General features: G+C 51.4%; 5 protein-coding genes and 1 pseudogene. All 6 read left to right on the forward strand.

The genetic code is table 11. The features are described 5' to 3' along the window. The first annotated feature begins 148 nt into the window (after window positions 1–148). The 6 genes and pseudogenes from AB4114_RS06360 to AB4114_RS06385 all read left to right on the forward strand — a co-directional run bounded on the left by AB4114_RS06360 (window position 149) and on the right by AB4114_RS06385 (window position 13839). The gene (locus tag AB4114_RS06360) at window positions 149–5392 is read left to right on the forward strand and encodes an S-layer homology domain-containing protein (protein ID WP_441987671.1); all 5244 of its coding nucleotides are present in this window, start codon (window positions 149–151) and stop codon (window positions 5390–5392) included. A 214-nt stretch (window positions 5393–5606) separates the two neighbouring features. After that, window positions 5607–6416: pseudogene (locus AB4114_RS06365) on the forward strand (glycoside hydrolase family 43 protein); the annotation flags it as partial. A 216-nt stretch (window positions 6417–6632) separates the two neighbouring features. After that, window positions 6633–10061: an Ig-like domain-containing protein gene (locus AB4114_RS06370; protein ID WP_441987841.1), complete on the forward strand. Its 3429-nt coding sequence runs from the start codon at window positions 6633–6635 to the stop codon at window positions 10059–10061. Between the two features lie 244 nt (window positions 10062–10305). Then, the gene (locus AB4114_RS06375; protein ID WP_441987672.1) at window positions 10306–11262 is read left to right on the forward strand and encodes an ABC transporter permease; all 957 of its coding nucleotides are present in this window, start codon (window positions 10306–10308) and stop codon (window positions 11260–11262) included. Beyond that, the gene (locus AB4114_RS06380; protein ID WP_441987673.1) at window positions 11225–12154 is read left to right on the forward strand and encodes a carbohydrate ABC transporter permease; all 930 of its coding nucleotides are present in this window, start codon (window positions 11225–11227) and stop codon (window positions 12152–12154) included. The genes AB4114_RS06375 and AB4114_RS06380 overlap by 38 nt, the downstream gene beginning before the upstream one ends. 41 nt (window positions 12155–12195) lie before the next feature. After that, window positions 12196–13839 (forward strand): extracellular solute-binding protein, encoded by a 1644-nt coding sequence (locus AB4114_RS06385; RefSeq protein ID WP_441987674.1) that lies wholly within the window; start codon window positions 12196–12198, stop codon window positions 13837–13839. The last annotated feature ends 92 nt before the right edge of the window (window positions 13840–13931 follow it).

Consider the following 13931-nt stretch of genomic DNA (forward strand, 5'->3'; position numbering starts at 1 on the left):
TAAGGCCTGAAGTGGAGGGATCGCAGTAAAGTGTAAGCATCCATGGAGCGAGGCTTACACGGCAAATGAAAGCGGTTTATTTTTGAGCGATCATTTCCTTGCTGCCACAAAGCTCCACATACAATTCCCTAAGGAGGACATCATTGCAATGAGGAGAATAGGCTTTTTTGCTGTATCCCTGGCGTTACTGCTCGTAATGATACTGACCAATATCGCCTATGCGGACGTATCATCCCACTATCTTAACCCGCTGATGAAAGGAGCCGACCCGACCATTGAGCGGCAAGACGACGGATACTATTATTCGGCGGCAGGCGATGGCAACGTTGTATTGAAACGGCATGAAACCATTCTTGGCGTTTCCACCGCGAAGAGTAAAGAAGTATGGAAGCTACCTGAAAACCTGGAATTTATATGGGGTCCCGATGCGCACAGGATCGATGGCAAATGGTACATCTATTTCGCTTCCGGTCCGAAGGTTAGTGATGAAGCGGGGCGATTCGCTTATGGTCATCCCAGCGCTTATGTTCTGGAGAACAGCTCGCCGGATCCGTTTGAAGGGACCTGGGAACTAAAGGGAACCTATGATAATGGAGACGGACTGACACCCCAACAGGGACTGCTGAATACGCAAAGCTATGGACTGCCAACGGGCTTTGTCACCATCAAGGGGCAGAGATATCTTACGTACACCAAATATTTCTATTTCATAGATCCAAAAACGGGAAAAGAGAGATTTGATGAATGTCCAACAATTGTCAAAATGAAAAATCCGTGGACATTGGAAGGCGAAGAGATTACGTTAGCCAGGCCGACCTACGACTGGGAGAAGTATGTGGATAATGTGAATGAAGGCGCAGCCGTGGTAGAACGAAACGGTAAAGTTTATTTCGCCTATTCAGCAAGCAGCTACACGCATGATAACTATGCTGTCGGCCTGTCCTGGGCCAATCTTGCCCAAAGCGTAGAGAATGAAGCGGCATGGAATAAGCATCCCGAGCCGATCATGAAACGTTCGGATGAAAACGGATCTTATTCGACAGGCTCGCCGTTATTCCTGAAATCCGAAGATGACACAGAGGACTGGATTACCTACCATGGCATACCGACCCATAGTCAAGGCGGCAAGAACAGGGAAGTTCGAGCCCAGCGGATCAATTGGGACGATAATGACTTCATCAATCTGGGTATCCCGTCCAACCCCGGCACCGTGCTTAGCCGCCCTTCGGGGGAGGAGAAGAGCGAAGTCTATGAAGCGGAAGTCGCTGAATTATCAGGGGTCACAAGAGCAACGATGAACAGCATCTATGCCTCGTCCGGCAGATATGCCCGGTACAGTAACAGCAATGTCAACGACTATGTAGCGTTCACGGTCAACACGAATGCAGGGGGAGTCTACTCACTGGATTTCCGTTATAACAACAATACAACAGAAGAAGTTACCATGACACTTGGAGTGAACCAGGAGGCTCCTGCCACGCTTGTATTCCCTTCGAATGCCGGACCGGAGAACAAGCTGAACTTCGATTTAAAAACCGTTCATAACATCAGGCTGAATGCCGGCAGCAACATCGTACGTCTTTCCGGAAAAAGTACTTTGGGACTGGACGCCATTATTGCCAAGAAAAGCGTCTTATACGAAGCAGAAGGCGCAGAGTTGTCCGGCGGCACGGGAATTGCTCAAGATCATACCGGATTTAGCGGTTCAGGCTTTGTTAGAGGGTTCACGGAGCCGAACTCGGCGATCAGCTTTGCCGTAGACGCTTCTCACGCGGGCAGCTATTCGGTCAAGCTGGCTTATGGCTCTGGTCTAGTGGACGATCGAACCTTGTCCATGTATGTGAATGGCTTCAAGATCAAGCAATTGAATCTCTATGGTCTGAAGGACTGGGACAAGTGGGCTGACAGATATGACAATGTATTCCTGAAAGAAGGAAGGAATGTCATTACTTATAAGTATGACAGCGGCGATACGGCGAATGTTAATCTGGATTATATCACCGTTACCGATGCGACGACTTGGACATATGAAGCGGAATCCGCCAAAACGGCAGGTGGGGCGGATGCGGTAATCGTCCAGGCGCAGGATGGAAATACGGGAATTGGTTATGTGAGCGGTCTGTCTCAAGTGAACTCGTCCGTGGAATTCACAGTGGATACCGAGTATGCGGCCTCTTACGATCTCAAGCTGCGGTACGCTACAGAGCAGGGCGGCAAAACATTGTCGCTGGAAGTGAACGGCGCGCCTGTGCAGGAAATCGCACTTCCACATTCCGGAGGCGCTAAGATCTGGAAAGAACAGATTGTAACCGTTCCGCTGAACAAAGGGAAAAACAGTATCGCTTATAGAAGCGTACCCGGAGACTCAGGCGTCATCCATATCGATCATATTCATCTGAATAAACGTACTCCCTGGGAATATCAGGCGGAAGCGGCAACCCTCTCAGGCACGCCGGGGATCGGCAGAGACCGTCTATGGTTTGAAGGCAACGGTTATGTCGGCTTATTCCAGAAAAAAGGGGATGCTGTCCGCTTTGAAGTGAATGTCCCCTATACGGCGGCTTATACGTCAACCTTGCGCTATTCGGGTGTACAGTCGTCGAATCGTACCATGACCTTATATGTGAACGGTAACCGGGTCAAGCAAGTTTCCTTGCCGCCGACAGCGAATTGGGATACCTGGGCCGATGTGACCGAGACGGTCAGTCTGCAGGCCGGGAAGAATACGATTGAATTTCGCCGTGAGGAAGGGGATACCGGACAGCTCAATATAGACAGCCTGATCCTGGACAAATTCAGCGGTGGATTCATGAGCACGAAGGCCAAGGAGATTACCCCCGAGAAGATGGTGAAGATCCAGCCGAAGCACAGCGGCAAGGCGCTGAGCGTGGCAGGTGAGAAGTTCAACCAGGGTGCAGCCGTCATCCAATTTTCCAATGGCGATTCCAATAGTCAATTGATGCGATTCGTAGATCTGGGAACCGGCTATTACCGGATTTTGATTATGCGTGGCGCACGCTTCCTCGATATCAAGCCTGATTCTGGTATCCAAGAGCTTATTCTTAATCAGACTATTGAGGAAGCCCCCATTCCCTCTGATACCGAACAATGGCGCCTGGAGCAAGAGGGCGATTATTACAAAATAATTAACAAAAGCAATGGAAAAGTGATTACGGTCAATGAAGCGTCCAAAGGAAATAACGCTGTTATCCGGTTGGCCGATGATGAGGGGAAAGACCACCAGCGGTTTAAGATCGAGCTGCGCAACTTGTATGATAACACCTTCCACGCGGTGTCTGACATTACTGCTGCTCCGGAGGCTGCGCAGGCCGGCCAGGAGCTGACTCTCTTCGGAACCGTATCGCCGGATTGGGCCACACACAAAAGCATCACTTGGAGCATCAAGGATGCGGGTCAAACAAGAGCTGTCCTAGAGGGGAATGTGCTATCCGCCACAAGAGCGGGAACCGTCATTGTCACCGCTATGATTGACGAAGGAAGCGAGAACGGTGTGAGCTACTCTAAGGACTTCACCATTACCGTCTCCAAGAAGGATGCGGATGTTAGTCCCGAAAAGGCCACCTATGATCTCTATGTTCCCGGGGATATAAGCGCCAGCATTATCTGGAATGAAGCCAAGTCTGTGACCGGAGTGGTTTACGCAGCAACAGTAACTGGCACCGTATATAATGGCACATTAGGTACGGATGGTTATACAATTAGCGGTGATAGGTTGACCATCAACCGCGAGACTATGGCCGCTTTGGGATTAAAGAACGGCGATAAGGCGGACTTCTCAATCCTGTTTAATGAAGGGAATCCCGCTGTGCTAAGTGTCAATGTGGTAGATAGCTTCGAATTGACCAGCCATAGGATTACGGTGAAAACAGAAGGAAACGGCACTGCGGGCGCCAATGTGTCGTTGGCGATCAAGGATACGGCGATTACCTTAACTGCCACACCAGGTCCTGGACAGCTCTTCAAGGGCTGGAAGGTGAATAGTCCCAGCGGTCTTCTTGTGACTGACAATACCTTCACCATGCCAGACGAGGCAGTTGTGATCACAGCGATATTCGAAGCGCCGTCCTACAGCGTGACTTATAACAGCAACGGTGCGGCAAGCGGTTTCGTTCCGGTAGATAACAGCGGCTATGAGCAGGGCGCCACGGTATCGGTCTATGGCAACACCGGCAATCTGAAGAAGTCGGGGTATCACTTTGCGGGATGGAATGAACGGGCGGATGGCAGCGGAACCAGCTATATGGATGGCCAGCTCATCACGATGGGCGGGGCGAATTTAATCTTGTATGCGCAATGGACGGTTAGTAATTCCGGTGGTTCTCCCGGAGAAGGCTCAAATGAGGATTCTTCCACGGGCAGCTTGCCTTCAACACCAACGAACAATGGCGTTATTTCGAAGGATAGCAGGCAATTTAAGGTTCCTGCAGATAAGAATGGCGAATACGGTATCGATGATGAGATTATGATCAAGATCCCTGCAGGTGCTTCCCATAGCGAATTTCAACTTAACATCAGCAAAATAACAGACACACAAAAGCTTCCTGCAAGCAAAGCTGCTCCAGCTAGTCCTGTTTTCGAGATTCAAAAGGATTTCCAAGGGGAATTTGACAAGGAGATCACGCTGACCCTTACTTTCGATCCTGCCCGAATAGAGAAGGGTCAAAAGCCGGCAGTATTTTTCTATGATGAAGTGAGAAAAAGCTGGATGAAATTAGATGCGCAAGCCAGTGGAGCCACAACGATTACTGTGAAGTTGAACAACGCTGCCAAGGTTGCGGTATTCGGCGTCGATCAGGAAGTGAGTCTGCCCGCTCCGAAACCGACGGTAACCTTGAGCGACCTGACGGCGCACTGGGCGGAGGCCGATGTCAAACAAGCGATTGATCTGGGAATTGTCAGCGGTTATCCGGACGGCACGTTCAAGCCGGATCGAATCGTAACACGCGCCGAGTTTGCCGCCATGCTTATCCATTCGCTTAAGCCGCAAGAGAATCTCCCCTACAGCGCGCCGCTTATGTTCACCGACAAGGAGAAGATCGGGGATTGGGCCCTGAATGCTGTGGCGCAAGCGGTGCAAGCAGGGATCATTTCCGGATACGAGGATGGTTCATTCCGTCCGGATGCCGAGATTACCCGCAGTGAGATGGCCAAGATGATTGCGAGCGCTTTGGGTCAGTCAGACGCAGATGCCGAATCCACAGGGTTTGCGGACGACACGGCTATTCCTGAATGGGCGAAGGGTGCCGTGGCGGCCTTGAGCCAGCGGGGCATTATTGAAGGCAAAGGAGKGAACGAATTCGCTCCCGTCGATCAAGCAACAAGAGCAGAGGCCATTAGAGTCTTGCTGAACATGCTGCGGAACAGACAATAGAAGTGTGAATGCTTTAGACAACAGGGTGAAATGATTCCAAGGAGGACAGCACATGGTCAAAAAAAAATTCAGACATCTGCTGCTTTGTCTCGCAGTACTGCTAATGCTGCCGCAATGGAGCGGAGCGGCATCGGCAGCAGAGCCAACGCCGGCTAAGCCGGAATCAACATCCTCACAGGAGGGGAAACATGTGTCGGATTTTTACAATGTCATCATGCAGACAGGCGCCGATCCCTGGGTTTATAAGCACACGGACGGCTATTACTACAACACCTTTGCAAACGCCAGCGGCGTCGTGATCCGCAGATCGAAGACGATCACCGGCCTTGAGGCGGGCGAACGGCGGCTAGCCTGGACACCGGTCAAGGGCACCATGTACAGTTCCAATGTTTGGGCGCCGGAAATGCACTATCTCAAGGATAGCGACGGCAAATCCAAATGGTATATCTACTTTGCAGCTGACAACGGAACCAATGCAAACCACCGAATGTACGTGCTGGAGAACGCCAGTGAAAATCCGTTGACCGGCACCTGGGAGTTCAAGGGGAAGATTACCGATTCCTCTGACCGCTGGGCGATCGACGGCACGGTGCTGACTGTAAATGAGAAACACTATTTCATCTGGTCGGGCTGGGAAGAAACGGATGGCAGTTTCCAAAATTTATATATGGCGGAGATGAGCGATCCACGAACCATAAGCTCGGAACGGGTATTGCTCTCGACGTCTGAATATGATTGGGAATCGTCGCCTGCCAGGATCAATGAAGGTCCCGAAGTTACGATAAAGGGCGACACGATCAATCTGGTTTATTCCGCGAACGGAAGCTGGACAGACAGCTATTGCCTCGGGCTGATCACAGCCAAGATCGGCGACGACTTGATGAATCCCGCTTCCTGGGTGAAAAAAGACACGCCAATCTTCTCCAGCGCCAATGGCGTTTACGGTCCGGGCCACCACAGCATCGTCACGTCTCCTGACGGGACGGAGGACTGGATCATCTACCATGCCGCCCGCTGGCCCGGATCGGGATGGACACGTAAAGTCCACACGCAGAAATTCACGTGGAACGCAGATAATACGCCGAACCTAGGAGAGCCCGCCGATCCGAACACACCGATTGCCAAGCCTTCAGGCGAGCCGGAGCGGAAGCGCTATGAGGCGGAAAACGCGCTGCTGGTGAAGGATCCGGGCGGTGAAACTTCTCCCGCTGTCCGGCTGGAAAGCACCGCTTCCGGCGGGATGAAAATCGCCAACATTAAGAACGCTAATGATTATGCCCAGTTTACCGTAAACGTGCCGGAAGCGGGATTTTATGTGCTGTCCGTGCGCAATGCCAACGGTTCGCCCAATGCGGCCGATGCCTCCCATATCTTGTCAGTCAACGGGAGCACCGGCGCCAATTTGAACATCGTCTATTCCGGCCTGAATCATTGGGGACTCTCCATGGCGAAAGTCTATCTTAGGGAAGGCGACAATATCCTCCGCTTCTTTAAGGGGAACAACCTTGCCGAAATCGACAGCATGGATATAGTTAAGCTGGATGCATCGGAAATGTTATTCGATGCCCCGGGGTACACGTTGGGGTTGGGTGAAACCCGCAGCTTGCCCCTGTATACCGTAACAGACACTACTTATACCGCTGTTGATACAGGAGCAATCTTCAGTTCTTCCGATCCGAAGGTCGCCGTTATTGACGGAGGGGTAAGGGTTAAGGCTGTAAGTGCAGGCAGTACCACAATCACCGCCACCTATAATGGTAAAACGGCCACAGCCACGGTTACCGTTGCTGCGGAGCCTAAAGCTGTGCAGTCCGTTGCCATCTGCGGTTTGCACAGCATCTTGACAAGCGGGCAGACTAGCGGACCCTTGCAGGTAACGGCTCACTATAACAGCCATGAGTTTCAGAATGTGACAGCGGCTGCCCAGTATACCAGCAGCGATCCCGGGGTGGTCGGAATTGATTCCGTAACCCGGTCGGTCTATGGAGTTAAACCGGGCACAGCTCTTATTACAGCTGAATACAACGGCAAGATAGCAGCACGCAGCTTGACTGTTATTGCAGCTTCTGATGCGGTTCAGGTTCCTTCCGTAATGAGGACCCCTTCCGGAGTGGCCCCTAAGTTGCCTATCGTTGTTGATGTTGTCTACAACGGCCAGTTGATGAAGGCGGAGGTTGTCAGCTGGGGGCCGGAGGGACTTGACTTCAGCTCCCTTGGTACTGTTCAGGTGCCTGTCACTCTGAAGCTGAATGGCCGTGATTTTCCATCCACCGTTGCCGTAAACGTTATTCCGGGATGGGGTCTTGATGAGATTGTGAATCAACTCCGCAACAAGCTGGCCAACTTCTCCTATCCTTTGGGCGATGGACTGGGCAACTATAGCCAATCCAAGTATGGTGCCTTAATGGCCGAAGTGAACAAAGCGGAAGAGATGGCTGAAAATGCCGATCTAAGCAAAGAACAGTTTGACGAGGAACGGGATAAGCTTGCTCAAGCGGAAGATGATTTGTTAGGTTCTCTGAACAGCATTCAAGACGGCGTCATCTATAACGCTTACCGGGATTTCTCCGGCGACACGGTCGGCAAGTATCCTTACGGGTTTACAACCGAGGATTTGACCAATGGCGCTGCCGCCACTTTGCAGGAAGAGGCAGGGAATAAATTCCTCCGGCTGACCACAACAGCTGCTTCGGGCAAGGCCAACCTGATCCTGCCGTATGCAGGTGAGGTAAAGGCCGAGGCGGATCAGCGCATCGTCATCGAATACCGCGCCAGACTAAACACCAGCTTCCAGTACGCCAATGGCGCCATGATGCGAAACGACAGCGGCACAGGCAATTATTCCATGGTCACGGCTTTTGATACGGGTAAAATTGTCGTGCAGAATGGACCGTCGACGAAGGTTAAAGTCAAAGACTATCAGCTGAATACCTGGTACCAAGTCAAAATGGTGGCAAATTGGGAGGCCAAGACTTATACAGTCTATATCGACGACGTTGAGGTGGCCACCGACTTCAACTTCCGCCACACAGGCGGAAACAAGCTGACCGTTCAAAGGTTCGGTATCGATGGCTACGCCAACGCCTCCATCGACTTTGACGATTTCAAAGCGATGGTAACCGGAGTACCGAAAGCAGCTCCCGAGGGGCTCAAGATCACTAATGAAACAGCGGTTGGGGCAAAAGATGGACGTATCGCCGGTGTCAATCCATTCATGGAATGGTCCACCGATAATGGAAGCACCTGGTTGCAGATCGAAGGGGATACCCTTTCAAACCTTTCACCCGGAACTTACTGGGTTAGGTACGCCGAGACGGCTACACATAAAGCTAGTCCCCATGTGGAGTTGATCATTGCAGTCTATACAAAGCCGGTACATGTCACCGGAGTGAGCCTGAATCAGACCGCCGCCCAACTGTATACCAACCAAGGGGATTCGACTGTCCAGCTTACCGCAAAGGTGGAACCCGCTGACGCAGCCAACAAGACCGTGACCTGGAGCAGTTCCAATCCGGCTGTGGCCACCGTGGATGGACAGGGGCTTGTGACGGTTCATGCCTCTGGTAAAGCCGTTATTACGGTTACCACTGAGGACGGCGGCTCCACAGCTTCTTGTGTTGTAACAGTGGGTGTATATGATAACGACAGCGGTGAAAGTGGCGGAGGCCTCCAAACGGGCGGAAGTAATCCCGTTGTCCCCACAACGCCGTCTACTGAGGTCAAGAATGGGGATGGCAGCACGACCACCAGTGTCAAGGATCCAACTACCGGTACGATGACAGAGACGACTGTCTGGCCGAACGGCGATCGCAAAGTAATAACCAAAGAAAGCAATGGTACAGTTACCGAGATTATCATTAAGAAGAATGGAAGCAAGCGTGAGACGGTGAGCAAGTCCGATGGAAGCAGCCGCACGGTCTCAACGGATACGCAAGGAGTCAGGGTTGAGACCGTCACAAGTCCGCTGGGAGAAGTAACAGCTACAGTTCGACTGCCTGATGGCGTACAGCAAGCACGGGTCACAGTTCCGTTCAAGAATGCTTCCGCCTCCACGGTAGCCTATACGGTTCGGATTAATGGAACCAGGGAAGTGATAAACACGGTTATTACTGAAGCCGGATTAAGCTTCACTGCCAAGAGCAGTATGACGGTGCAGCTGATTGACAATAAGGTTGTTCTCCGGGATGTGCCTGGCAGCCATTGGGCTGCGGAGGCGATTGCCTTCATAGCAAGCCGCGAATGGCTGCTTGGAACGGAGAAAGGGATCTTCGCTCCCGATGTATCCATGAGCCGGGCCATGTTATTTACCGTGTTGGCCCGTGTGCATGGCGTTGAGACCGAAGGCGGGGAATATTGGTACAGCAAGGCGAAAGACTGGGCTACCGCTTCCGGGATCAGCGATGGCAGTGTGCCCGAAGCTTCCATGACCCGGGAACAACTGATTACTGTCCTGCACCGTTACGCAGGACAGCCAGCTGCAAGCAGCAATGGCAAGAACTTTGCGGACAGCGGTGAAGTGTCCGCCTGGGCCAATGATGCTATCGATTGGGCTGTATCGGCAGGTATTCTTAACGGTAAACCGGGGAACCTTCTGGAGCCTGCCAGTGTTGTCTCCCGGGCGGAAGTATCCGCCATGATCATGCGCTTTATAGCGTGGCGCAGCAATTAAAGTGATTGAGTGGATCACAGGACAAAACCAAGGAGCCAAGCGGGAACACCCGCCAGGCTCCTTGGTTTTTGTCTCTGCGCGGGCGGCCGGCTGGTTGCCATTTCCGGGAGACTTCTGATGTTTTGAAGGAGAAACAAAAATCGCACAGAAACACCTAAAGATTCTTAAGGCCAGGAATTGACGAACTGCGGTACATTATAAGCATCACATCCAACAAATACTTTCAACTGAAAGAAGGGGAGCCATGAGAACAACGCCAGCCGCCGTAGCAACGGATAGAGCACCGGCAGCCAAAGAGGCCTTTTACCAGACAAAGCGGTTTCGGCAGAATATTCCGCTATTTGTTATGCTTATACCGGGAGTGCTGTATTATCTGATATTCCGCTACTTGCCTATGGGCGGTCTTGTGATCGCTTTCAAGAACTACAATTTTCACGATGGCATATGGTCAAGTCCGTGGGTGGGGTGGAAATACTTCGAGCTTCTATTCCAGTCCCACGTCACGCTGCAAATTATTTGGAATACCCTTACCCTTAGCGTTCTGAGCCTGATCTTCGGGTTCCCTGCGCCGATTATTATCGCCATTGCCTTGAATGAGGTCGGGAAGAGCTGGTTGAAGCGCTGGATTCAAACCATTATATATTTGCCTCATTTTTTGTCCTGGGTCATCGTTGCAGGCATTATCCTGACCCTGTTCTCCATCGACGGCGGCACCATCAACAAGCTGCTGGGCCAATGGGGGATGGAGCCGGTGCCTTTCCTGTACCGCGCAAACTCATGGGTCGCCATCTTTATTGGCTCAGGTATGTGGAAAGAGATGGGCTTCGGCGCTATTATCTATCTCGCCGCTCTCTCCGGCATTGACCCCAGCCTGTACGAATCCGCTGGGATGGACGGTGCAGGCAAGTTTAGGCAGATTTGGCATATCACTCTGCCGGGCATCCGTTCTACGATTATCCTGCTGCTGATTCTAGGAATGGGCCGTCTGATGGAAGTAGGGTTTGACCAGGTTTACAATCTGCAGAACCCCACTGTCCTGCAGAAAGCGGAGGTCATCAGCACCTACGTATACAAAGTGGGGCTGCAGCAGGCGCAGTTTGGCCTGACCACAGCCATGGGCTTGTTTGAATCCTTTGTCGGTCTGGTGCTTGTGCTGTCGGCTAATGCATTGGCCCGTAAATTCGATCAGGGATTATTCTGAAGAAAGGTGGGAATTCCTCTTGAGGGAATCAACAGGCGGTAAAATTTTTGTAATCGTTATTCACGCTGTACTGATCATCATTTCGCTCACCTGCATCCTGCCTTTCCTGCATTTGATTGCGCTGTCCGTAAGCTCGGGGCATGCGGTTGATCTGGGTCAAGTCTGGTTCTGGCCAGTAGGGCTTGATTTCACCGTGTACAGATACTTTTTTGAGAATACGCCGGCCCTGCGCGCCTTTGGCAACAGCGTGATCATTACCTTATGCGGAACGGCCTTGAGCATGCTGGCCACAGTGTTGACGGCCTATCCCTTATCCCGCCGTTACCTCTACGCCCGCAAGCCGATCACAACGGCTGCATTGTTCACCATGCTCTTCAGCGGAGGCATGATCCCTACTTATCTGGTCATGAATAGCCTGCATTTGACCAATACTTACTGGTCCCTGTGGCTTGGCGGGCTGATCAGCACCTATAATATGCTGATTATGAAAAGCTATTTTGAGAGCACCCCGGGAGAAGTGGTGGATTCCGCCCAGATTGACGGTTGCGGCGAGGTCCAGCTGCTCATGCGCATCATACTGCCCTTGGCTCTTCCCATGCTGGCTACGCTGACGTTATTCTACGGGGTGGGCTACTGGAACATGTTCATGAGCGTTATTCTTTACATTAGTAAGACGAATCTGCAGAATCTTACTGTTATCGTTCAGGGGATGCTGCAAATTCAGGGAAACTTCAATGTGTCCGCCATGGATATGATGCAGCAGCAGGAAATGGTATCCGAAAAGCTGAAAGCGGTTGGGGTTATGGTCATGGTCGTGCCCATGCTGGCGGTATATCCTTTCTTGCAGAAGTATTTTGTCAAAGGCATTATGCTTGGTTCTATCAAGGGTTAGCGGCAACAATGAAATTAATCATAGATTGAGGGGGATACCATATGTTTGGACAAACATCAGTACCAAAAATGAAGATCACGCTGGCGCTGGGACTGTCGGCGGTTATGGCGGCAGGGGCAACAGGTTGCAGTCAGAAGGAAGGGGAGACTAAGGGGCAAGCCGAAGTAAAAGCCACAATTACCGTTTCCAACTATGACAGGGGCAATATTCCCGCAGCGGAAGGAACAGTTGAGGAGAACCGTTGGACCAAGTGGATTAATGAGCATTCTCCCGTAACAGCTCAGTATGTGCCGATTTCCCGTGCGGAGGCAGTCAAGAAGCTGAATGTGTTGTTCGCATCGGGCAGTGCGCCGGATATCGTCAATGATTTCGACACGGGCTTCCGGAATTCTCTATACCAGCAGAAGCAGTTGATGCCTCTGGACGATTACTTGAAATATGCGCCTGAATACCAGAAGATGCTGGATAAGTACCCTCAGCTTCGCAAGATAGGCACGAAGCCGGACGGCAAGCTATACGAAATCGGCAAAATTAATGAGCCCCACCTGCAGAGTGTAGCCTTTATCCGGATGGATTGGCTGAAAAAATTGAACCTGGAGGTTCCGAAGACGACCGAAGAATTGCTTGTCGTTCTGAAAGCATTCGTTGAGCAGGATCCTGACGGCAACGGGAAGAAGGATACCTATGGAACCAATATGAGCTACACCTCGGACGGCATGGTGGACTCCATGTTCGGCTCGTACGGCTGGAAAATCTCCAGTGACGACAAAATTATCCGGACTTGGGACAATACGCTGGAATCTCTCAAATTCAAGAAACGATTGTTTGAGGAAGGGCTTATCGACAAGGATTACCTCGCGGACAAAAACGGAGCCAAAGCCAAGCAGGATTTCCTGAACGGAAAAATAGGCGTATATCTTCCTCCAGCTATCACCAACTGGTTTGAGAATACGGTAACGGACATCAAAACGCTTCGCAAGGTCGTTCCGGAGGCGGTAATTGCGCCGATGGCGCAGCCAAAGTCCCCCATGGGACAATTCGTTCATCATGTGGTCAATCCGGTTCAAATGACCACAGTGATCAATGCCGCTGCCAAAAATCCCAAGGCTGCTATGGAATATATTAACTTCATCATCAAGCCGGAGACCGGACTCATTCTGAAAAAAGGAATTGAAGGAGAGCATTGGAAAAAAGGGGCGGACGGTTTTCCTAAGGTCATCGATCCTGTCAAAAACGCCAAGGAACTGGATTGGGCCATGGACTACTCCATGTTTTACTCCATCCCCGAGAACCCGCTTCTGAATTCCACCACGGCGTTCGACGTCAGTGACCCTGACCAGAAGGCCGGTCTGGACATGCTGAAGAAAGCCGACGAGTTCTTGCTTAATCCTGAGGCCAAGTATCCCGCGCTGAGTCACTATGAGCATATGCCTACTCTGCCGAGTGAGTTGGTCGTGATCAATACTAATGTCGACAAGGAAATGAAGGACATCTTTGCCAAAGGCATTATCGGCGGGGCCAAATATACGCCTGAGCAGGCCGTAGCGGATGCCAAAGCGGCGTGGGAGAGAGGCGGCGGCAAACAGATCGAGGAATTCATGAATACCTGGTACAAAGAAAATAAAGATAGAGCCTTCCTGGGTAAGGATATCCTGGAGTTGGTTCGCTCCCAGCATAAGAAGTAAGGGCTGATGGGGTTGGAATAGAATGAATGCAGACTTGGTTCGGCAAAGGTCGGGCCAAGTTTGCTTTCGAAACATTTTATATGAGAAGGAGT

It is taken from the genome of Paenibacillus sp. 2RAB27, assembly GCF_052115445.1.
Classification (GTDB): Bacteria; Bacillota; Bacilli; order Paenibacillales; family NBRC-103111; genus Paenibacillus_E.

Coding starts and splice junctions, on each gene's coding strand:
- AB4114_RS06370 (WP_441987841.1), top strand. CDS start 6,633: ATGAAAATCGCCAACATTAAGAACGCTAATGATTATGCCCAGTTTACC.
- AB4114_RS06375 (WP_441987672.1), top strand. CDS start 10,306: ATGAGAACAACGCCAGCCGCCGTAGCAACGGATAGAGCACCGGCAGCC.
- AB4114_RS06380 (WP_441987673.1), top strand. CDS start 11,225: ATGCATTGGCCCGTAAATTCGATCAGGGATTATTCTGAAGAAAGGTGG.
- AB4114_RS06385 (WP_441987674.1), top strand. CDS start 12,196: ATGTTTGGACAAACATCAGTACCAAAAATGAAGATCACGCTGGCGCTG.